This window comes from Oceanobacillus locisalsi, from assembly GCF_042675985.1.
GTDB lineage: Bacteria > Bacillota > Bacilli > Bacillales > Amphibacillaceae > Oceanobacillus > Oceanobacillus locisalsi.
Genome location: NZ_JBHTKK010000021.1, coordinates 59,578 through 80,650, shown reverse-complemented (window position 1 = coordinate 80,650; position 21,073 = coordinate 59,578). Strand labels below are relative to the sequence as shown.

Here is a 21,073-nt window from a genome sequence, read left to right as displayed (position 1 = left end):
TCAAGTTACATAATGGATTGTCTGGTAACGACGGCGAAGAGGTCACACCTGTTCCCATGCCGAACACAGAAGTTAAGTTCTTCAGCGCCGATGGTAGTCGGGGGCTTCCCCCTGCGAGAGTAGGACGTTGCCAGGCATACAAAAAAGAGTGAAGCATAATGCTTTGCTCTTTTTGCTTTTTGATAATATAATTTTCGACGTTAGTGAGCATATTCGCTGACGTCTTTTTTTATACAATGGCATCAAAATAACCATTTCAATAGCACGTAAGTCGTATAAAAACGAAAGATTATGTTATTTTATCAGAAATATATTGTACCTTTTCTAATTTATATGCAAATAGTTGCTTATTCATAAAAAAGAGATGATAATTTAAATATATGAATAAACTGATAATAAAGGGGGTACTTCATTCAATAGGAGTTTTGATGGTTGAAACGCTGAGGTGCGCTTATTTGGCTTATTATGGCCCGAGCAGCAAACCAATTCGTTACTGACTGAAACTGAACCGGACTTCTGCTTAGAATGTTCCATGTCCCTCTATTCTCGAAGGAGAGCTTTACAGTCGGTTACACGATGATAAATAGCGGGGAAAGGAGGAAGTCAGATTGCAACAATTCATCGGAGACGATTTTTTAGTTATCTTAGGACGATTATTTATTGCTTTAATTTTATCCGGTTTAATTGGTTTTGAACGGGAAATTAATAATCATTCAGCCGGGTTTCGTACGCATATACTAGTAGGGGTAGGGTCCTGTTTGATGATGATTTTATCGTTCTTTGGTTTTATTCATTTTATACATCAATATGATAACGTTCAATTTGATCCTGCCCGTATCCCATCCTATGTAATCAGTGGTATCGGTTTTCTGGGAGCTGGTACAATCATTGTTTATGGAGGAGCTATCAAAGGATTAACAACCGCTGCTTCTATATGGGCTGTAGCAGGCATCGGATTAGTGGTTGGAGCTGGGATGTATAGTGCTGCTATTGTAACGACACTTATTATTTTAGTCAGTTTAATTTTTTTAAATCAAATGGAGTATTTCTTCCCGCGGTTTAGGTCCAGTAATTTTATCGAAATTATTGCCTCAGAGGAGTTTGAAATACATGAAGCAGTAAAATCAATTGAAGAAAAGAATTTCAGCATTAAACAAGTAGAAATAAAACAGGTAGAAGGAAAACAGCGCAGAATCCATATATGGACAAATATGAAAAAGGATAATAATTTAATTTATTTATTTGATGATATATCGAAGCTGCAAGGTGTGATAAATATAACAAAGCGAAATTAACTTTTAAAAGGTATTCTAACAATAATAAACATTTATATGGAAAAATCATAGCGGTTCGGGCTGTTATGTGTACTTAAAGAACATCTGCTTAAATATTTTCATAGATTTTCTATTATTTAGTTTTGATTTTAGCTTGTTTGTCAAAAATAGAAGTATCATCCATTTGCAACTGAAGAAATTTATATTATAATAAAACCATAGTCAAAGTTAGTCAAAGTCAAAAGAAATAATTTATTAAATAAATTATTTGATTTGAGGTGCGAAGGATGAGTAATATTTCAGATATCATTGAACAATATTTGAAAAAAGTATTACAGGCAGAGGAACAACAAGCGATTGAGATTAAAAGAAGTGAAATTGCAGATCAGTTTCAATGTGTTCCCTCACAAATAAATTATGTTATTAATACGCGATTTACAATGGAGAAGGGATATATCGTCGAAAGCAAGCGCGGCGGTGGAGGATATATTCGTATTATGCGTGTTCGTCATCAGGATAAATCGGAATTAATCGATGAAATTATTTATTTAATTGGCGATTCGATTCCTCAACGTGCTGCAGTAGATATTTTAGACCGCCTGTTAGAGGAGGAATTGCTGACAGAACGTGAAGCAAAGTTAATATTAGCAAGTATTGACCGAACAACGTTGGCTTTTCAGTTACCGCTTAGAGATGAGATACGGGCACGTATTCTTAAATCTGCATTAACGACACTCAAGTATTTGAACGATTAATGACTTAAAAAGGGGGGATTGCATGGAATGCCAGGAATGCCATGAAAGAAAGGCAACATTGCATTTTAAGCATATTGTAAATGGTCAAGAGACAAAAGTAAGCCTTTGTGAAATATGTGCAAAGAAAAAAGGATATCTGACCTATCCGGAAGAAGGCTACTCTTTAAATGATCTGTTAGCAGGACTGTTTCAAAAAGATGGATTACATTTAAATGCTGCAGGCACAGCCAATACGAACCAGCCTAAACAGCCTCCGGATTTAAAATGCCCATCTTGTGGCAGAACGTTCAGTGAATTTAAAGAGGCCGGGAAATTTGGTTGTGCAGATTGTTATGCTTCTTTTGGTTCTAAAGTAGAACCAATTTTACGACGCGTACACGCTGGAAATACCAAGCATACTGGAAGGATTCCAAAACGGGCAGGAAAGTATATCAAGCAAAAACAATTAATATCCTCTCATAAAACGGAATTAAAACAACTGATTGAAGAGGAAGAGTTTGAAAAGGCAGCAGTTTTGCGTGACAAAATCAGGGAATTGGAAAAAGCGAACCAACAAAATAAGGAAGCGGGTGATAACACGTGACATTAGAATCATTTATCAATGAAGCGGTCAGCCCGTGGATGCTGGAGGACGGTCCGGATAAAGATATTGTCATGAGCAGCCGTGTCCGTCTTGCCCGCAATTTTGCAAATAAATTGTATCCGACATCCGGCAGTACAGAAGCACTGGAAGATGTGTTGCAATTTATAAAGGAAAATTATGTGGAACAAGACGAGTCAAAACAGGATTCTCTTTCTTTCATACCAATGAAGCAGTTAAATATGATTGAAAAACATGTTTTGGTGGAAAAACACTTAGTAAGTCCACATTTAATTAAACATAGTGATTATGCAGCTGTGTTATTATCGGAAAATGAACAGACTTCTATTATGGTGAACGAAGAAGATCATTTGCGCATGCAGGTCTATTATCCGGGACTTCAATTAAGAAACGCTCTGGAGAAAGCTTATTATCTGGATGATTGGATGGAGGAAGAAGCTGACTATGCATTTGATGAAACAAAAGGATATCTCACCAGCTGTCCTACCAATATTGGAACCGGTATGAGAGCTTCCATTATGATGCATTTACCTGCTCTTGTACTTACAAAACAAATGAACCGTCTTATCCCTGCGATTAACCAATTAGGTTTGGTTGTCAGAGGGATATACGGAGAAGGCAGTGAGGCAAGAGGTAATATATTTCAAATATCGAACCAGATTACACTGGGCAAGTCGGAAGAAGATATTGTGGAAGACTTGGAAAGTATCGTGAATCAGCTTGTGGAACATGAACGCATGGCTCGTCAGTATATATATGAACAATCAGAGATCCGCTTGGAGGATCGTGTATTCCGGTCGTATGGGACACTAAAAAATAGTAGAATTATTGATTCCAAGGAAGCTGCTATCTGTATTTCTAATTTGCGTCTGGGAATCGATTTAGGCATAATAGAAAATATTTCTGAGAATATACTGAATGAATTGATGGTTTTAACCCAGCCTGGATTCTTACAACATTATGCTAATAAAGAACTCCGCTCTGATGAACGTGATATTCGCAGAGCATCTATTATTCGCGAAAGATTAAATTTAAACAAGTAGGAGGAAAAAACATATGATGTTTGGTCGCTTTACAGAGAGAGCACAAAAGGTACTAGCACTATCTCAAGATGAGGCTGTACGATTAGGCCATAATAATATCGGGACAGAACATATTCTTCTTGGTTTAGTACGGGAAGGGGAAGGTATTGCCGCAAAAGCGTTACAGTCTCTTAGCTTGGAAGTAACTAAAATTCAAGAGGAAGTGGAAAAATTGATCGGTGTCGGTAAACAGCCTTCCCAATCCATTCACTATACTCCAAGAGCGAAAAAAGTGGTTGAATTATCCCAAGATGAAGCACGAAAATTGGGTCACTCCTACGTGGGTACAGAGCATATCCTTTTAGGTTTAATCCGTGAAGGGGAAGGAGTTGCTGCCCGTGTTTTAAACAACCTCGGTGTGAGCTTAAATAAAGCCAGACAGCAAGTTCTTCAGTTGTTAGGGAGTAATGAGTCCCAGGCAGGGAGACAAGGGCGTACAGGACAGCAAACAAACGCTAGCACGCCTACACTGGATTCCTTAGCTCGAGATTTAACAGTCAGTGCGAAAGAAGGGAAAATTGATCCGGTTATTGGACGTTCGCAGGAAATTGAACGTGTGATTCAAGTATTGAGCCGCCGGACCAAAAATAATCCTGTATTAATCGGTGAACCTGGTGTCGGTAAGACAGCTGTTGCGGAAGGGCTGGCACAGCAAATTATTGATAATGAGGTACCGGAAACACTTCGCGATAAACGCGTAATGACATTAGATATGGGAACAGTCGTTGCAGGAACAAAATATCGCGGAGAGTTTGAAGATCGCCTAAAAAAAGTCATGGAAGAGATTCGTCAATCTGGCAATGTTATTTTGTTTATCGATGAACTCCATACGCTTATAGGTGCCGGCGGAGCAGAAGGTGCAATTGATGCATCGAATATCCTGAAACCGTCTCTTGCTCGTGGTGATTTACAATGTATCGGTGCAACAACACTGGATGAATACCGTAAATATATCGAAAAAGATGCTGCCCTAGAACGTCGTTTCCAACCAATTCAGGTGGATGAACCGACTCTGGATGAAACCATTCAAATTTTGCAAGGTTTACGGGATCGCTACGAAGCACATCACCGTGTAACTATTACGGATGAAGCAATTGAAGCAGCGGCAACGTTATCAGACCGTTATATTACAGACCGCTTTTTACCGGATAAAGCCATTGACTTAATCGATGAGGCCGGTTCAAAAGTACGTCTGAATTCATACACTGTGCCGCCAAATCTAAAAGAGCTGGAACAAAAGCTGGAAGAAGTGAGAAAAGAAAAAGATGCTTCCGTGCAAAGCCAGGAATTTGAAAAGGCTGCTTCTTTAAGAGATTCTGAGCAACGTTATCGTGAAAAACTTGAAAAAACGAAGAATGAATGGAAAGAGAAGCAAGGACAGACAGATTCGGAAGTGAAAATGGAAGATATTGCAGCAGTGGTGTCAATTTGGACAGGAGTTCCTGTTGCTAAGATGACAAAAGATGAGAGTGATCGTCTGTTGAACATGGAAGAAATTCTCCATAATCGTGTCATTGGGCAATCCGAAGCAGTAGACGCAGTTGCGAAGGCAATTCGCCGTGCCCGTGCCGGCTTAAAAGATCCAAAACGCCCAATCGGTTCTTTCATCTTCCTTGGACCTACCGGAATTGGTAAAACAGAATTGGCCCGTGCGCTGGCAGAAGTGATGTTTGCCGATGAAGAAGCAATGATTCGGATTGATATGTCCGAGTATATGGAAAGGCATGCGACGTCTCGTCTAGTCGGATCACCTCCGGGCTATGTAGGTTATGAAGAAGGCGGACAGTTAACTGAAAAAGTACGTCGTAAACCATATTCTGTTGTCCTGCTGGATGAAGTAGAAAAAGCACATCCGGAAGTCTTTAACATTCTTCTGCAGGTTCTTGAAGACGGCCGCCTGACGGATTCCAAAGGAAGAGTTGTTGATTTCCGTAATACCGTGATTATCATGACTTCCAATGTTGGAGCAGATGAACTGAGACGTAATAAGTATGTCGGTTTCACGTTAGATAATGATGAGAAGAGAGAACATGAAGATATGAAATCCAAGGTGCTGGAAGAATTGAAAAAGGCATTCCGCCCAGAATTTCTAAACCGTATTGATGAAACCATTGTGTTCCATTCCTTGGAGAAAAAACACATGAAAGATATCGCATCCTTAATGGTGAAACAGCTGCAACAACGCTTGGAACAGCAAGAATTAACACTTTCTCTTACAGATAAAGCAATTGAAAAAATTGCTAATGAAGGCTTTGATCCAGAATACGGTGCCCGTCCGCTCCGTCGTTCGATTCAAAATAACATCGAGAATTTATTGTCAGAAGAGCTTCTAAAAGGAAACATCGAAAAAGAACAGAAAGTGAAAATAGGATTAAACAGCAAAGGAGAATTTGTTGTTCTTCCTTAAAACAAGATGTAAGATTAGAAAGCTAGAAGAATACGGTTCTTCTAGCTTTCTTCTTTTTCGGAATGAGACTTGTGGCATAAGTATGGAAGAGTGTTTTTAATTTGATGTTTTTCTGTAACCTACGAAATCGAAAAATAGTCTATAATAGTAAATAAAGCTGGTTCAGTATGCAGTGAAATCTGTCAGATTGACCATTGCTTGAAGGGGGTCCTGTAAAGTTGGCAAAAAGGAAAACAAAATTTGTCTGTCAAGAATGTGGATATGAATCGGTAAAGTTTATGGGAAAATGTCCAGCTTGCCAGCAGTGGAATACATTGGTTGAAGAAGTCGAAGCTTCTGCTGTAAAAGGCAGAGCAGGGTATACATCTGATACAGCCTCCTCGCAAAAACCGGAACAGATTACCGCGATAGAAACGAAAGAGGAACCTCGTATGACAACAAGAATGCGGGAATTTAACCGTGTATTAGGCGGAGGGGTTGTATTGGGGTCTCTGGTTTTAATTGGCGGAGATCCGGGTATTGGAAAGTCAACCCTCTTACTTCAAATATCTGCGCAGCTGGCGGAGAAGGAATTACCGGTTCTGTATGTGTCTGGTGAAGAATCTACAAGACAGACGAAATTACGTGCTGACCGGTTAGATATAAAAACAGATGCATTATATGTCTTATCAGAAACAAAATTATTGGATATCAGCAAGCAGATAGAAGAAATTAATCCTTCCTTTGTTGTTGTCGATTCTATTCAAACGATTTTTAAAGAAGAGGTAACCAGTGCTCCCGGCAGTGTTTCCCAAGTCCGGGAATGTACAATGGAACTGATGAGAATAGCGAAGACCAAAGGAATTCCTATCTTTATTGTCGGGCACGTAACCAAAGAAGGCTCGATTGCAGGTCCGCGTTTGTTGGAACATATGGTGGACGCAGTATTGTACTTTGAAGGAGAAAGACATCATACCTACCGCATTTTAAGAGGTGTAAAGAACCGTTTTGGCAGTACGAATGAAATGGGCATTTTTGAGATGAAGGAAGAAGGATTACGGGAAGTGATGAATCCTTCAGAAATTTTCCTGGAAGAAAGATCGCAAGGAGCTGCCGGTTCAACCGTTGTCGCTTCGATGGAAGGGACTCGCCCTGTTTTAGTAGAGATTCAGGCCTTAATTTCACCGACAAGTTTTGGAAATCCGCGCAGAACAGCTACAGGAGTGGATCATAATCGTGTCCCTCTTTTGATGGCTGTATTGGAAAAACGCGTCGGAATGATGCTGCAAAATCAGGATGCTTATATTAAGGTAGCCGGCGGTGTGAAGCTGGACGAGCCGGCGATTGATTTAGCGCTGGCGGTCAGTATTGCTTCAAGCTTCCGGGACCATTCAACGAAGCCGGATGATATTTTTATCGGCGAAGTTGGTTTAACAGGCGAAATTCGCAGAGTATCTCGCATTGAACAACGGGTGCAGGAGTCTGTGAAACTTGGATTTAAACGGGTCATTTGCCCGAAAAATAATCTGGACGGCTGGAATTACCCAGAAGGAATTGAAGTCATTGGCGTGTCTAATGTACAGGAAGCTTTAGAAATAGGTTTGCGGCAGTAGATTTTTTAATGCGAATTCCAATCAGCCGAGCATATATTATATGTTTTTGGGTAATACTACTATAATAGTCAGGAGGTGAAAGGAAATGATGAGAAAAGTAGTACACTTATTTTTTGTTATATTAGGCGGTACCATGGGGTATCTCTATCTTCCAGTAATCTTCCAGTTATTAAATGTTACTGAATCAAGCTGGTTAACTTCATCTATATTAGGAATGGTTGTTGGAGCTATTATATTTTTTATCTTGTCTTATTTACTAGTAAACTATATTGTAAATTTCTTTCGTTGGGTGGAAGATGGACTGGTAAAAATACCAGCTATGGATTTGTTGTTTGGCAGTATTGGTTTAATTGTCGGTCTGGTTATAGCTTACTTTGTTAATATGCCTTTTCAAGATATGAGCATCCGCGTTTTTTCACAGGTTTTACCACTTTTTATTATGATTATTCTCGGGTATTTGGGATTCCAGGTTGGTTTTCGCCGGCGTGAGGAATTTATGAATATACTCAAGCCGACGAAAAAAGAAAAACGTCGCGGCAACGAGGAAGAAGATACAGATAAAGCTTCTATGTCGCCAAAATCGAAAATTTTAGATACAAGTGTCATTATTGATGGACGTATTGCAGATATTTGCCAGACGAACTTTTTAGAAGGAACCATCGTTATTCCTCAGTTTGTTCTGGGTGAATTACAGCATATTGCTGATTCGTCGGATGCATTGAAGCGGAACCGAGGCAGACGCGGGCTGGATATCCTGAACCGGATTCAAAAAGAGCTGGCTGTACCAGTGGAAATTTATGAAGGAGACTTTGAAGACATTGCAGAAGTAGACAGCAAACTGATTAAATTAGCTAAAGTCATTGACGGCATTGTTGTTACCAATGATTTTAATTTAAATAAAGTATGTGACTTCCAGGGAGTGTCAGTCTTAAATATTAATGATCTTGCCAACGCCGTGAAGCCGGTTGTTCTCCCTGGTGAAGAGCTGCATGTTCAAGTTATCAAAGACGGGAAAGAACATAATCAGGGTGTCGCTTATTTAGATGACGGAACAATGATTGTTGTAGAAGAAGGCAGGGATTATATCGGTAAAAATATTGAGGTTGTGATTACGAGCGTCTTGCAAACCTCTGCCGGCCGAATGATCTTTGCAAAACCAAAATTACTTGAAAAAGCGCTGTAAAAAGGGTATAACTGATAGAGGGTAAAAAAAGTGATAACATGTATATGTTATCACTTTTCGTATAGAGCTTGTTTAAAAGGGGAAGGTAGAAAATACCTTTTTTGACAGCTGTTCCAAAAACGTCACAGCAGATTTTTGGACGCAGAAAAAGCAGGCAGCTATTATATACACAATGAAGGAGGCATTTTTAATGAGTAAGGAAGTCCGCGTACGTTATGCGCCCAGTCCGACAGGGCATTTGCATATTGGTAATGCCCGTACGGCTTTATTTAATTATTTATATGCAAGGCATTTTGATGGAAAGTTTATTATCCGCACAGAGGATACAGATGCTAAAAGAAATGTAGAGGGCGGTGAAGAGAGTCAGTTAAAATATTTAAAATGGCTCGGATTAGAATGGGATGAAGGTGCAGATATCGGCGGAGATTACGGTCCTTACCGTCAAACAGAGCGCTTGGATATATATCAAAAATTTGTAAATGAACTGCTAGAGCGTGATTTGGCTTATAAATGCTATATGACAGAAGATGAATTAGAAGCCGAGCGGAAAGAACAGCGAGCTAATGGACAAGTACCGAAATATGCCGGAAAGCACAGCAATCTGACCGAAGAAGAAATTCGGAACTTTGAAGCAGAAGGCAGAACGCCGAGTATCCGTATCCGTGTACCGCAAAATGAAACGTATACGTTCCAGGATATTGTCCGCGGAGAAATCACATTTGAATCTAGTGATTTTGGAGACTGGGTGATTGTGAAGAAAAATGGTATCCCTACCTACAATTTTGCTGTAGCGATTGATGACCATTTCATGGAAATCACGGATGTATTGCGGGGAGAAGAGCATATTTCCAATACACCGAAGCAAATGATGGTGTTTGATGCATTTGGATGGACAGCACCGCGTTATGGACATATGACATTAATTCTGAATGAAGAACGTAAAAAACTAAGTAAACGTGATGAGCATATTCTCCAATTTATCGAGCAGTATCGTAACTTGGGTTACTTGCCAGAAGCCATGTTTAATTTCATCAGCTTACTTGGATGGTCTCCGGTCGGCGAGGAAGAGATGTTCACACAAGAAGAGCTGATTAACATTTTCGATCCGGAGCGTTTATCGACTTCTGCTGCGATTTTTGATCAGCACAAATTGAAATGGATGAACAATGAATATATTAAGAAAGCCGATTTAAGCCGCGTTGTTGATTTGGCATTGCCGCACTTAATTAAAGCAGGAAAACTTCCGGAAAATATGGATGATGCGACGCGTGAATGGGCTGAAAATGTCATTAGCCTGTACCGTGAGCAATTGCGCTACGGAGCTGAAATTGTTGCATTGACGGAGTTGTTCTTCCAGGAAGATATTACGTATGGCGAAGCTGAATGGGAAGTTTTAAAAGAACAGCAGGTTCCAGAAGTATTGCAAGTATTTACGGATAAGTTGATTCATTTAGAGTCATTTGATAAGGACTCCATTAAAGCGCAATTTAAAGCGACCCAAAAAGAAACAGGACATCGGGGGAAAAAACTCTTCATGCCGATTCGTGTTGCTACAACAGGACAAACGCATGGTCCAGAGCTTCCTTTTGCGATAGAATTGCTTGGCAGAGATGTTGTTGTAAAGCGTCTGGATAAATTATTAAAAGAAATGGATGCTTAGGAGTTCACATTTCCGGCATTATATAATATATTATCCTTATAAGAAAATGCCTATAAGAGGATGTTCAAAAAGCCCGCAAATGATAAGCGGCGAATCTCTACGTTGATATGATTTTTCCGATACTCACGTATTATAAAGCATACGCTCCGTTCGTAAAAATCATATCGCCTTGATCTTCTTGCTTCTAATTTGGAACTTTTTGAACACGCACTATAAAAATGAAATATCTATAAAGCGTAGACGAGGTAAAGTAAAAAAGAATATCTTATACAGAGAGAGTCACATTGCTGCGAGTGACTTTAAGAGTTCTTTTTGAAGTGCGCCTCAGAGTCTATCATGGAATGAATATAGAGTACATGGTAGCGGTTCTCTGCCGTTAATAAGAGCAAAGTGGGGGAAGAGACTTTTCCCTGAACAGAGTGGAACCGCGCTAAAAAGCGCCTCTGTGTTATCAATAACACAGAGGCGCTTTTTTTATTAGAGAGGATAAGATAAAAGGAGAGGGAAGCAAGTAATATACTTTTGTATTATAAAAAAGTGCTTCCGGATGATTTAAACCAAAGGGGGCTTTATGTAAATGGTCTTTCGAACAATAAAAGAGGATATGAAAGTTGTATTTGAACAGGATCCTGCCGCCCGGACATATTTTGAAGTTATGTTGACTTATTCGGGTGTACATGCAATTTGGGCACATCGCCTCGCACATTGGTTATATAATAAAAATATGAAGTTTTTCGCACGTTTTGTTTCGCAATTTGCACGTTTCATCACCGGTATTGAAATCCATCCTGGAGCCAAAATAGGACGACGGATGTTTATTGATCACGGAATGGGTGTGGTCATCGGAGAAACATGTGAAATAGGTGATAATGTCACTATTTTTCAAGGAGTAACGCTTGGGGGCACAGGAAAGGAACAAGGAAAACGACATCCGACGATTGAAAATAACGCAATGGTTGCAACCGGCGCTAAAGTACTGGGAGCTATTACAATTGGAGAAAATTCCAAAATCGGCGGAGGTTCTGTTGTATTAAAGGATGTTCCGGCTAATGCTACTGTGGTTGGCGTTCCTGGTCAGGTCGTTGTACAAGACGGGAAGAAGCTGAAGAAGGATTTAGATCATCATAAAATGCCGGACCCGGTGGCGGAAACATGCAATGACTTACAAGAGCAGATAAAAGAGTTGAAAGCAGAAGTGGAGTTTTTAAAGAAAGGAAGAATGAACAACCATGACGATTCAAATATATAATACGTTAACAAGGCAGAAGGAAGAATTTAAGCCGATTGAACCTGGAAAAGTGTCCATGTATGTGTGCGGCCCGACCGTGTATAATTATATTCATATCGGAAATGCACGTCCGGCTATCGTGTTTGATACTGTCCGAAGATATTTTGAGTATCGGGGCTATGATGTCAACTATGTGCTTAACTTTACAGATGTAGATGATAAAATTATCAAAGCAGCCAAAGAAGCGAAAGAAGAAGTCGGTGCGCTGGCTGACCGATTTATTGATGCTTATTTAGAAGATGTGCAGGCATTAGGTGTTAAAAAAGCAACACAAAATCCGCGTGTGATGGATTCCATGGAGGATATTATTGTTTTTATCAAAGAATTGATAGACAAAGGCTATGCTTATGAAGCAGAAGGAGATGTCTACTTCAAGCCGCGTTCTTTTGATGGGTATGGAAAGCTTTCCCATCAGTCCATTGATGAATTACGTTCAGGGGAACGTATTCAAGTCGGCGAGAAAAAGGAAGACCCTTTGGATTTTGCTTTATGGAAGCAGGCAAAAGAAGGTGAAATAGCCTGGGATGCTCCTTGGGGTAAAGGTCGCCCGGGCTGGCATATTGAATGCTCAGCGATGGCTAAGAAACATTTAGGAGACACCATTGATATTCATGCCGGCGGACAGGATTTAACGTTCCCGCACCATGAGAATGAGATTGCCCAATCGGAAGCGCATAACGATACAACTTTTGCAAACTATTGGATGCACAATGGCTATATTAATATTGAGAATGAAAAAATGTCGAAATCACTCGGGAATTTTGTGCTTGCCCGGGATTTAATCGCCATGCATGACCCGAAAGTGCTGCGATTCTTTATGCTTTCTGTCCATTATCGGAATCCAGTTAATTTCACGGAAGAGTTATTACAAAGCGCGAAAACCAGTTTAGAACGGATTGAAACAGCGTATCTTAATTTAGGGCATCGCCGGCAAACAAGTATGGACGTAAGAGAAGATAATCAAGAATGGTTGAACCGTATTGCGGAACATACAAAACGCTTTGAAGCGGAAATGGATGATGACTTCAATACAGCAAATGCCATTTCCATTTTGTTTGATTTATCCAAAGAAGCGAATGTCTATGTGCAGGAGGACCAAACTGCTACAGAGGTGATTGATGTTTTTCGTGAAACAATTTTCTCTATGCTCCAGGTGTTAGGTGTTGATATCGAAGCGGAGCAGGAAGAAATGCTGGATGAAACGATTGAAGCACTGATTGCTGAACGGAATGAAGCACGTAAGAATCGTGATTTTGCCCGTGCGGATGAGATACGCGACCAGTTGAAACAAGAACAAATCATCTTAGAAGATACGCCGCAGGGTGTAAGGTGGAAAAGAGGTAAATAATGAAAGCCAGTGATGTCAGGCAAATGAAAAGCCTCGCTCTAGCGTATATCGGTGATGCCATTTATGAAGTACATGTGCGTGAGCTGTTGCTGGAGCGAGGAGCTATTAAACCGAATCAGTTGCATCAGGCAGCGATTCGTTATGTATCCGGTAAATCACAGGCAAAGGTAGTTCTGCATTGGCTGGATCTGGATGGTTTTTTAACAGAAGAAGAGAGCCGTGTGGTGATTCGGGGGCGGAATGCCAAATCAGGCAGTACACCTAAAAATATAGATGTACAAACTTATCGATATAGTACCGCATTTGAATCATTGATTGGTTATCATTATTTATTACAAAATGAACAAAGACTGCAAGAACTGATGACAAAAGCAATCGATTTTTTAGAAGAAGGGAGTGCTTGAAGTGACACAGGAACAGGAATGGATTATGGGAAAGAACCCGGTTATCGAAGCATTAAAATCCGGACGCTCTGTGAATAAAGTCTGGGTGTCCGAACAGTTGCAGGGAAATGCTGTACATAAGATACAGCAGCTTGCCCGGGAGGCAGGCGCAGTGGTTCAGAAAGCGCCGAGATCAAAGCTGGATAAAATGCAGGAAGGGAATCACCAGGGAGTGATTGCTTCCGTTGCGTCGTACCCTTATGCTTCGATAGATGACCTTTTCGATAAAGCTAAGGAAAAAGAAGAAGATCCCTTTTTTATTATATTGGATGAATTAGAGGATCCACACAATTTGGGATCCATTTTGCGTACGGCAGATGCGACAGGAGCACATGGAGTGATTATTCCCAAACACCGTTCTGTTGGCCTGACAGCTACTGTAGCCAAAACAGCGGCAGGGGCATTGGAACATATTCCGGTGGCCAGAGTGACGAATATTGCTAATACGATGGATGCGTTAAAGGAAAGAAACGTATGGATCGTCGGAACGGAAGCGGAAGCAGATGAAGATTACCGGCAACTGGATGGAACGCTGCCAATTGGAATTGTTATCGGAAATGAAGGCAAGGGAATGAGCCGTCTTGTGCGCAAAAAATGTGATTGGACGGTAAGTTTGCCGATGGTTGGACAAGTATCCTCTTTAAATGCATCTGTTGCTTGCAGTTTGCTTCTTTATGAAGTGCTCAGAAAGCGACATCCGATGGAGAGATCCTAAATGGTTGTACTTATCGTGGATGGCTATAATATCATTGGCGCCTGGCCGGAATTGCAGCAGTTGAAAGAAAAAGATATCGGACAAGCAAGAGATCGGCTGATTGAACTTCTTGCCGAGTATCAGGCATTTACCGGCGACCGTGTTATTGTTGTCTTTGATGCTTATTATGTCCGGGGAATTGAATCAAAAGAAGAACAATCGAAAGTGGAAGTAATTTATACAAAAGAAAAAGAAACAGCAGATGAATGTATAGAGAAATTAGTCAAAACCGTGAAAAACATTCAAACACAAGTTTATGTTGCAACGTCGGATTATGCCGAACAACGCACGATTTTTGGACAAGGTGCGCTGCGGAAATCTGCGAGAGAACTGCAAATTGAAATGGATGATATGAATCAGGAAATCCATATTAATCTGGATGTATATCAAAAGGAAAAACCGGCTGTGAAGATTCCGATAAATCAAGATTTATTAAAACGTTTTGAAGAGATGCGCAGAGGGAAATAAAACATACAAGAAACGTTCACAACAGCAGGAAATACTTCTCATGCCATTATTGAGAAGTTCCTCCTGTGTATTATGATAAGTGATTATTACATGACAGGGATAAAAATATTTTAAACATTTTTTAATAAATAAAAGAGAACCTCAAAGAGTGCAGGCAGAAAGCTGCTCCGCTCTGTTTTGCTATATCTGGAATGCAGGTCAAAAGACTTATTTTTTTGCGCAAACGACAATTTACGACAAATCCTGTCATAAAGGGGTCGTTGACGGGTTTTTGGCTACTCTAGTATAATAGTTCCTATCGTGGAGATATTTGGAGATATCGTTTAGGGGGGATTGTTGGTGAATGGCGGGCGAATCAATACACGCAGCAAGAAATTGGACAAACTAGAAGATATTAATTTGCTGGAATTAATCGATCAAGGCGACAGCTATGCGTTAGATCTCCTTATAAATCGGTATTTAAATTTTGTGCAGATAAAAGCAAGAGCTTATTTTATTATCGGTGCAGATAAGGAAGACATTGTCCAAGAGGGAATGATTGGATTATATAAGGCGATTCGTGATTTTGACTTAAAACAGACAACTCCTTTTAAAGCATTTGCCGAGTTGTGCGTGACAAGGCAAATTATCACGGCAATAAAAACTGCAACGAGGCAGAAACATCTCCCCTTAAATTCTTATATCTCTCTTGATAAGCCGATCTATGATGAAGAATCCGACCGGACGCTGCTTGACATTATTTCAAGTTCTGAAGGAAGCAATCCGGAGAAAATGCTGATAAACCAAGAAGAGTATGGCGCAATGACATTTAAATTATCAGAATTGTTGAGCGGTTTAGAGAAGGAAGTACTGCAGCTGTATTTAGATGGCTGCACTTATCAGGAAATTGCAGAGCGGTTAAATCGCCATATAAAATCAATTGATAACGCTTTAGTTCGTGTGAAACGAAAACTGGAAATACTGCTTGAAGAAAATGGCGTGACAATGTAACAAAGAAAAAGAAAAACATGTTCAAAATGACATATTTCTCTCTGAACTGCATGCATATAGACCCTTCTTGCTGGTTTTTTGAATATATGTGAGAAACATATAAACCGCCAGCTGATTTCGTGAAACCGACAGGGAATATTGACATTATATTAGTAAAGTGCTATGTTAATATAGTCTATATCCCTGTGTATTGGGGTGGAATATATGAATAAGAAGATTGTCTTATCATGTGCAGTATGTTCTAGCAGGAACTATTCAACGAACAAAAACGCAGCCAATCAATCACAAAGACTAGAAGTGAAAAAGTTCTGTAAGCATTGCAAAACACATACACTGCACCGTGAGACGAAATAGATATAGGTTGATGGACAGATTCGCGTAAGTTCGGGGGGATACAGTTAAGATGTTTAAGTTCTTAAAGAATGTTTCAAATGAAATGAAGAAAGTAAGCTGGCCAAAAGGGAAAGAACTTAGAAACTATACTTTTGTGGTTATTTCTACAGTAATCTTTATGGCAGTATTCTTTTTCGTTGTTGATTTGGGTCTATCAGAAATTTTAAATGCATTTTTTGAATAGTTCCGTTATAATGCAGGTATAATGAAAAGAAGAAAAGTCAGTGAAAGCCCGGTTTATACGGGTTTTTTAAATTGGAAAAGAAAAAGTGAAAATGCATGCTTGCAGACTGGAAGAAGCGACATGAAATCTCTTAAATCCGGTGCTCGGAGCAAGACATTAAAAAAATAGCTCATAAAGAGGAGGGACAGGGCAATAGAATAAATTGTCCGCTACAAATGGAAAAGAATTGGTATGTGGTTCACACGTATTCCGGTTATGAAAACAAAGTAAAATTGAACCTTGAAAAAAGAGTAGAATCCATGGGTATGGAAGATAAGATTTTTCGTGTGATTGTTCCGGAAGAAGAAGAATCAGAAATTAAAAATGGCAAGAAGAAAATAGTGAAGAAAAAATCTTTTCCGGGCTACGTATTAACAGAAATGGTGATGACAGATGACTCATGGTATGTTGTGCGTAATACACCTGGAGTAACCGGATTTGTCGGTTCCAGCGGACATGGTGCCAAACCGACGCCAATATTGCCGGATGAAGTAGATTTTCTGCTGAAACGAATGGGTGTCAATGAACCGGCAGTGCAAGTTGATTTCGAAGTGAAAGAAAGCGTCCGTGTTACAGATGGTCCATTTTCAGATTTCACAGGAACCATTGAACAAATTGATACAGATAAACAAAAGCTGAAAGTGCATGTGAATATGTTTGGGAGAGAGACACCGGTTGAACTGGACTTTTCCCAAGTAGACAAACTTACGTAAGCACGGTTGTTCCATTTGATAGTAAAATCATCAAAAAAGCGGGGGCTCTATGGTTTTTAGGATCAGGACTTGCTTTTTTTTTGGATTTATGCTAAGATTTTTTTGTTATTCTCGTTCTTACTAGATAAAGAGCAGGAAATGAGTGGGAGGGTAAATAAAATAAGAGACCCTATTACCACATCACGGACTTTAAGGAGGTGTGTCTCGTGGCTAAAAAAGTAATCAAATTAGTAAAACTGCAAATTCCTGCAGGGAAAGCTAATCCAGCACCACCGGTTGGGCCGGCTCTAGGTCAAGCAGGTGTTAACATTATGGGATTCTGTAAAGAATTTAACGCTCGAACACAAGATCAAGCAGGTTTAATTATCCCTGTTGAAATTACTGTATTCGAGGATCGTTCATTTACATTTATTACAAAGACTCCGCCGGCAGCAGTACTACTTAAAAAAGCAGCTGGAATCGAGTCTGGTTCAGGTGAACCAAACAGATCAAAAGTTGCAGCTGTTAAACGCGATCAAGTACAAGAAATCGCTGAAACAAAAATGCCGGATTTGAATGCGGCAGATTTTGATGCGGCTGTACGTATGGTTGAAGGTACTGCACGCAGTATGGGAATCACAATCGAAGACTAATCGGTATTCCGTAGACAAAATGGAAAGGTTGCGGTTGTTATGCCCGCAGCCTTATTCATGAGAGTGATGAATGAATAAATGATTCACGTGTCAGACAAGAGAAGCGCTCTTGTCCCGTGGGAGGTACAACCGTTATAACCACAAAAGAGGAGGATATAATTAATATGGCTAAATATGGTAAGAAACATCAAGAAGCTTTGAAGCAGGTTGACCGTGCAAAAGCATATGAAATAAAAGAAGCTGTAGAACTTGCAAAAAAGGCTGCAAAAGCAAACTTTGATGAAACAGTTGAAGCTGCATTCCGTCTCGGTGTAGACCCTAAGAAAGCAGATCAACAAATTCGCGGAGCAATGGTTTTACCTCATGGAACTGGTAAGACACAACGCGTTTTAGTGTTTGCGAAAGGCGATAAAGCAAAAGAAGCAGAAGCTGCTGGTGCAGATTATGTTGGAGAAGAAGATTATATCAACCAAATCAACCAAGGCTGGTTTGATTTCGATGTTATTGTAGCTACTCCAGATATGATGGCTCAAGTAGGTAAATTAGGTCGTGTTTTAGGACCCAAAGGTTTAATGCCGAACCCTAAAACAGGAACGGTCACTTTTGAAGTGGAAAAAGCTGTACAAGACGTAAAAGCTGGTAAAGTAGAGTATCGTGTTGATAAATCTGCTAACATTCACGTTCCAATCGGAAAAATTTCTTTCGATGATGAAAAATTAGTCGATAACTTTACTGCACTTGCTGATCAGCTTGTTAAAATTAAACCACAAGCTGCTAAAGGTACCTACCTTAAAAATGCTTCCATTACATCTACAATGGGACCAGGAATCAAAGTGGACGTTTCAAGCTTCCGTTAATTAGTAGTTGACTTTATAGCCAACTTTTGATATACTAATTTCCGGTTTCATAAAATCGAATGTTATACCGTAGACAGCAGGGGCTCGCTAAAGAGTTTAATCTTCCTGCCGAGGTGTTTATTTTATAGAGTGGCAAACCGTTTTGCCGGTCTTAAGTAAGCTCTCATGTCTACATGGGAGCTTTTTTAATAGAGAATGTCCTGAGATGGACATTCTCTTATAGAAAAGCACGTCCGGACGGTGTAAACATAGTGATTGTTAATAGGAGGTGGAAAGATGTCAGGGATTATTGAGCAAAAGAAACAATTAGTAGAAGAAATTGCCGACAAGTTTCGCAACAGCCAAACTGCAGTAGTAGTTGACTATCGCGGACTTGATGTATCAGAGGTCACTGAACTTCGTAAACAGCTTCGTGATGCAGGTATTGAGTTCAAAGTATATAAAAATACAATGGTTCGCCGTGCTGTAGAAGCTGCTGGTTTGAATGAACTTAGTGATATATTAACTGGACCTAACGCCATCGCATTCAGTGAAGACGTAGTAGCTCCGGCAAGAATCTTGAATAACTTCAGTAAAGATCATGATGCTCTGGAACTGAAAGGCGGCATCATTGAAGGTAATGTAGCTTCACTTGAACAAATTAAAGAGCTTGCAGACCTGCCAAACTACGAAGGTATGGTATCTATGCTGCTTAGCGTACTTCAAGCTCCAATTCGTAACTTTGCTTATGCTACAAACGCTGTTGCTGAGCAAAAAGAAGAACAAGGCGCATAATAAACCAGTCAGGTTAATAAAAAACAAACTTATATTAGGAGGAATTTAATCATGACAAACGAAGAAATGATTAGTGCAATCAAAGAAATGACTGTACTTGAATTAAACGATTTAGTAAAAGCAATCGAAGAAGAATTCGGCGTATCAGCTGCTGCACCAGTTGCTGCTGCAGGTGCTGATGCAGGCGGAGCTGCTGAAGAAGAGCAAACAGAATTTGATGTTATCCTTAATGATCCTGGTGCATCTAAGATCAAAGTTGTTAAAGCAGTTCGCGAAATCACTGGTCTTGGCTTGAAAGACGCAAAAGACTTAGTAGATAATGCTCCTAAACCAGTCAAAGAAGCTGTATCTAAAGAAGATGCAGATGAAGTGAAAGAAAAACTTGAAGAAGCAGGCGCTACGATAGAAGTTAAATAATTTAACGAATATAAAAAGAGCTCGTCGTATTTTAGACGAGCTCTTTTATCACGAAACCAAAAACCACTTTGTTACTAGAAAAGTTCAAGTTGATATACGAGAATATTTTTTAGTTTCACAGGTGGTTTTTTTAACTATATAAATTGAATTAATAAAACTGCCTTTTGTGCTTAAAAATGAAGTCATTTATCTTAGGATTAAGCGAGCGTCAGAAGGTAAAATATTAATTTCAAGTTATATAATAAAGTATTTTCTTAATTCATATAAAGTGGGTGCTGATCCATATGACAGATCATTATTATTCGAAACAGCCTCAGGCAAAATCATTACCCCAAAATTGGTCTTTTGAACTGCGTGGGAGGAGGTTTCAGTTTACTAGTGATGTTGGAGTTTTCTCAAAGAGTGAAGTGGATTTTGGGTCAAAACTGCTGATTGAAACTTTCCAGGAACCCGGGGTTGCTGGATCGATATTGGATGTGGGCTGCGGTTATGGGCCAATCGGTTTATCCTTGGCTTCCAGCTTTTCAGACAGATGTGTTTACATGGTTGATGTGAATGAACGTGCTGTGGAATTGGCGCGAAAAAATGCAGAGATAAACAAAGTCTCCAATACAATCATTCTGCAAAGTGATTTGTATGAGCAGCTGCATGAAAAAACATTCGCTTCGATTGTAACAAACCCGCCGATACGCGCCGGCAAAAAAATAGTGCATGCTATATTTGAAGATGCTTATCATTATCTGGAGAAATACGGAGAATTGTGGGCGGTTATTCAAAAAAAACAGGGAGCTCCGTCTGCAAAAGACAAAATCGAAGCTGTTTTTGGCAATGCGGAAATCGTAACAAAGAAAAAAGGTTATTATATATTACGGGCAAAAAAGATTGACTAACGTATGGGTGTGTGCTAAGATTGGAAGATGCTAAGATTAGGGTACGTTTGCCTGGCGATTTTCTACGGTAGAACGTATAAAATCTTTATAAATGGGAAAAGCTTGTAGAATCGAGGAAAAACAAAGGTTCGACAATTTGCTTTTCTATAGTTTATCAAAATTCTCTCATCTGCACAATCTAAAATAACAATATCCTTTGAATAACTGATTTTTTCAGTGCACAAATGTAACATGCTTTTTTGGAAAAATCAGCAGTCACTGTACCTGAAAAATGGTATAGCGGAATAGTTTGCGGATGATAGGATAATGAGTTTATAGTTTTATTTTTT

22 protein-coding genes, 1 rRNA gene and 2 other annotated features are annotated in these 21,073 nt (G+C 39.7%); all 23 genes read left to right on the top strand.

The genetic code is table 11. From position 1 onward, the window contains the following. The first annotated feature begins 20 nt into the window (after positions 1-20). The 23 genes from rrf to ACFQ19_RS15310 all read left to right on the top strand — a co-directional run bounded on the left by rrf (position 21) and on the right by ACFQ19_RS15310 (position 20,744). Positions 21-136: ribosomal RNA gene (rrf, locus tag ACFQ19_RS15420) — 5S ribosomal RNA — on the top strand. Between the two features lie 472 nt (positions 137-608). Next, positions 609-1,295 carry an MgtC/SapB family protein gene (locus ACFQ19_RS15415; protein ID WP_379593492.1) on the top strand — a complete coding sequence of 229 codons (687 nt, stop codon included), beginning with the start codon at positions 609-611 and terminating at the stop codon, positions 1,293-1,295. 266 nt (positions 1,296-1,561) lie between these two features. Next, positions 1,562-2,029: a CtsR family transcriptional regulator gene (locus ACFQ19_RS15410; RefSeq protein WP_379593491.1), complete on the top strand. Its 468-nt coding sequence runs from the start codon at positions 1,562-1,564 to the stop codon at positions 2,027-2,029. A 22-nt stretch (positions 2,030-2,051) separates the two neighbouring features. Continuing rightward, a complete protein-coding gene (locus ACFQ19_RS15405) occupies positions 2,052-2,612 on the top strand; it encodes a UvrB/UvrC motif-containing protein (RefSeq protein ID WP_379593489.1) in 561 nt (186 codons plus the stop codon). Next, positions 2,609-3,673, top strand: a complete 1,065-nt coding sequence (locus ACFQ19_RS15400) for a protein arginine kinase (protein ID WP_379593488.1) — start codon at positions 2,609-2,611, stop codon at positions 3,671-3,673. Before ACFQ19_RS15405 ends, ACFQ19_RS15400 begins: the two co-directional genes overlap by 4 nt. A 13-nt stretch (positions 3,674-3,686) precedes the next feature. Further along, the gene (clpC, locus tag ACFQ19_RS15395) at positions 3,687-6,119 is read left to right on the top strand and encodes an ATP-dependent protease ATP-binding subunit ClpC (protein ID WP_379593486.1); all 2,433 of its coding nucleotides are present in this window, start codon (positions 3,687-3,689) and stop codon (positions 6,117-6,119) included. 218 nt (positions 6,120-6,337) lie between these two features. Next, on the top strand, positions 6,338-7,711 hold the full coding sequence (radA, locus tag ACFQ19_RS15390) for a DNA repair protein RadA (RefSeq protein ID WP_379593485.1): 1,374 nt from the start codon (positions 6,338-6,340) through the stop codon (positions 7,709-7,711). A gap of 85 nt (positions 7,712-7,796) precedes the next feature. Further along, positions 7,797-8,894: a PIN/TRAM domain-containing protein gene (locus tag ACFQ19_RS15385; protein WP_379593484.1), complete on the top strand. Its 1,098-nt coding sequence runs from the start codon at positions 7,797-7,799 to the stop codon at positions 8,892-8,894. Positions 8,895-9,084: 190 nt separating this feature from the next. Beyond that, on the top strand, positions 9,085-10,554 hold the full coding sequence (gene gltX, locus ACFQ19_RS15380) for a glutamate--tRNA ligase (protein ID WP_379593483.1): 1,470 nt from the start codon (positions 9,085-9,087) through the stop codon (positions 10,552-10,554). Between the two features lie 228 nt (positions 10,555-10,782). Beyond that, positions 10,783-11,002: a binding site (T-box leader), on the top strand. Positions 11,003-11,131: 129 nt separating this feature from the next. Continuing rightward, positions 11,132-11,803, top strand: a complete 672-nt coding sequence (cysE, locus tag ACFQ19_RS15375; RefSeq protein WP_379593481.1) for a serine O-acetyltransferase — start codon at positions 11,132-11,134, stop codon at positions 11,801-11,803. Further along, on the top strand, positions 11,784-13,190 hold the full coding sequence (gene cysS / locus ACFQ19_RS15370; RefSeq protein ID WP_379593479.1) for a cysteine--tRNA ligase: 1,407 nt from the start codon (positions 11,784-11,786) through the stop codon (positions 13,188-13,190). Before cysE ends, cysS begins: the two co-directional genes overlap by 20 nt. Continuing rightward, positions 13,190-13,594 (top strand): Mini-ribonuclease 3, encoded by a 405-nt coding sequence (locus tag ACFQ19_RS15365; RefSeq protein ID WP_379593478.1) that lies wholly within the window; start codon positions 13,190-13,192, stop codon positions 13,592-13,594. Before cysS ends, ACFQ19_RS15365 begins: the two co-directional genes overlap by 1 nt. 25 nt (positions 13,595-13,619) lie before the next feature. Next, on the top strand, positions 13,620-14,348 hold the full coding sequence (gene rlmB / locus ACFQ19_RS15360) for a 23S rRNA (guanosine(2251)-2'-O)-methyltransferase RlmB (RefSeq protein WP_379593496.1): 729 nt from the start codon (positions 13,620-13,622) through the stop codon (positions 14,346-14,348). Then, a complete protein-coding gene (locus ACFQ19_RS15355; protein WP_379593477.1) occupies positions 14,349-14,855 on the top strand; it encodes an NYN domain-containing protein in 507 nt (168 codons plus the stop codon). It abuts the gene before it with no gap. 336 nt (positions 14,856-15,191) lie between these two features. Continuing rightward, complete coding sequence (gene sigH / locus ACFQ19_RS15350; RefSeq protein WP_379593475.1) at positions 15,192-15,845, top strand: RNA polymerase sporulation sigma factor SigH; 654 nt, start codon at positions 15,192-15,194, stop codon at positions 15,843-15,845. A gap of 204 nt (positions 15,846-16,049) precedes the next feature. After that, on the top strand, positions 16,050-16,199 hold the full coding sequence (rpmG, locus tag ACFQ19_RS15345) for a 50S ribosomal protein L33 (protein WP_077605138.1): 150 nt from the start codon (positions 16,050-16,052) through the stop codon (positions 16,197-16,199). A 49-nt stretch (positions 16,200-16,248) separates the two neighbouring features. Then, positions 16,249-16,422, top strand: a complete 174-nt coding sequence (gene secE / locus ACFQ19_RS15340; protein ID WP_080876154.1) for a preprotein translocase subunit SecE — start codon at positions 16,249-16,251, stop codon at positions 16,420-16,422. Positions 16,423-16,637: 215 nt separating this feature from the next. Then, on the top strand, positions 16,638-17,174 hold the full coding sequence (nusG, locus tag ACFQ19_RS15335) for a transcription termination/antitermination protein NusG (protein ID WP_379593474.1): 537 nt from the start codon (positions 16,638-16,640) through the stop codon (positions 17,172-17,174). Positions 17,175-17,380: 206 nt separating this feature from the next. Then, positions 17,381-17,806, top strand: coding sequence for a 50S ribosomal protein L11 (rplK, locus tag ACFQ19_RS15330; RefSeq protein WP_379593473.1), 426 nt, complete (start codon positions 17,381-17,383; stop codon positions 17,804-17,806). A 164-nt stretch (positions 17,807-17,970) separates the two neighbouring features. Beyond that, positions 17,971-18,663, top strand: a complete 693-nt coding sequence (gene rplA / locus ACFQ19_RS15325) for a 50S ribosomal protein L1 (RefSeq protein ID WP_379593472.1) — start codon at positions 17,971-17,973, stop codon at positions 18,661-18,663. 49 nt (positions 18,664-18,712) lie between these two features. Continuing rightward, positions 18,713-18,859 (top strand) — a sequence feature (ribosomal protein L10 leader region). A gap of 80 nt (positions 18,860-18,939) precedes the next feature. Then, complete coding sequence (rplJ, locus tag ACFQ19_RS15320; RefSeq protein ID WP_379593471.1) at positions 18,940-19,437, top strand: 50S ribosomal protein L10; 498 nt, start codon at positions 18,940-18,942, stop codon at positions 19,435-19,437. 51 nt (positions 19,438-19,488) lie between these two features. Then, complete coding sequence (gene rplL / locus ACFQ19_RS15315) at positions 19,489-19,854, top strand: 50S ribosomal protein L7/L12 (RefSeq protein ID WP_379593470.1); 366 nt, start codon at positions 19,489-19,491, stop codon at positions 19,852-19,854. 284 nt (positions 19,855-20,138) lie between these two features. Further along, positions 20,139-20,744 carry a class I SAM-dependent methyltransferase gene (locus tag ACFQ19_RS15310; RefSeq protein WP_379593469.1) on the top strand — a complete coding sequence of 202 codons (606 nt, stop codon included), beginning with the start codon at positions 20,139-20,141 and terminating at the stop codon, positions 20,742-20,744. Positions 20,745-21,073 lie beyond the last annotated feature (329 nt).

Coding starts and splice junctions, on each gene's coding strand:
- clpC (WP_379593486.1), top strand. CDS start 3,687: ATGATGTTTGGTCGCTTTACAGAGAGAGCACAAAAGGTACTAGCACTA.
- ACFQ19_RS15405 (WP_379593489.1), top strand. CDS start 2,052: ATGGAATGCCAGGAATGCCATGAAAGAAAGGCAACATTGCATTTTAAG.
- cysS (WP_379593479.1), top strand. CDS start 11,784: ATGACGATTCAAATATATAATACGTTAACAAGGCAGAAGGAAGAATTT.
- gltX (WP_379593483.1), top strand. CDS start 9,085: ATGAGTAAGGAAGTCCGCGTACGTTATGCGCCCAGTCCGACAGGGCAT.
- ACFQ19_RS15355 (WP_379593477.1), top strand. CDS start 14,349: ATGGTTGTACTTATCGTGGATGGCTATAATATCATTGGCGCCTGGCCG.
- rpmG (WP_077605138.1), top strand. CDS start 16,050: ATGAATAAGAAGATTGTCTTATCATGTGCAGTATGTTCTAGCAGGAAC.
- rplJ (WP_379593471.1), top strand. CDS start 18,940: ATGTCAGGGATTATTGAGCAAAAGAAACAATTAGTAGAAGAAATTGCC.
- ACFQ19_RS15365 (WP_379593478.1), top strand. CDS start 13,190: ATGAAAGCCAGTGATGTCAGGCAAATGAAAAGCCTCGCTCTAGCGTAT.
- rplA (WP_379593472.1), top strand. CDS start 17,971: ATGGCTAAATATGGTAAGAAACATCAAGAAGCTTTGAAGCAGGTTGAC.
- rlmB (WP_379593496.1), top strand. CDS start 13,620: ATGGGAAAGAACCCGGTTATCGAAGCATTAAAATCCGGACGCTCTGTG.
- nusG (WP_379593474.1), top strand. CDS start 16,638: ATGGAAAAGAATTGGTATGTGGTTCACACGTATTCCGGTTATGAAAAC.
- ACFQ19_RS15410 (WP_379593491.1), top strand. CDS start 1,562: ATGAGTAATATTTCAGATATCATTGAACAATATTTGAAAAAAGTATTA.
- ACFQ19_RS15310 (WP_379593469.1), top strand. CDS start 20,139: ATGACAGATCATTATTATTCGAAACAGCCTCAGGCAAAATCATTACCC.
- ACFQ19_RS15385 (WP_379593484.1), top strand. CDS start 7,797: ATGATGAGAAAAGTAGTACACTTATTTTTTGTTATATTAGGCGGTACC.
- rplL (WP_379593470.1), top strand. CDS start 19,489: ATGACAAACGAAGAAATGATTAGTGCAATCAAAGAAATGACTGTACTT.
- secE (WP_080876154.1), top strand. CDS start 16,249: ATGTTTAAGTTCTTAAAGAATGTTTCAAATGAAATGAAGAAAGTAAGC.
- cysE (WP_379593481.1), top strand. CDS start 11,132: ATGGTCTTTCGAACAATAAAAGAGGATATGAAAGTTGTATTTGAACAG.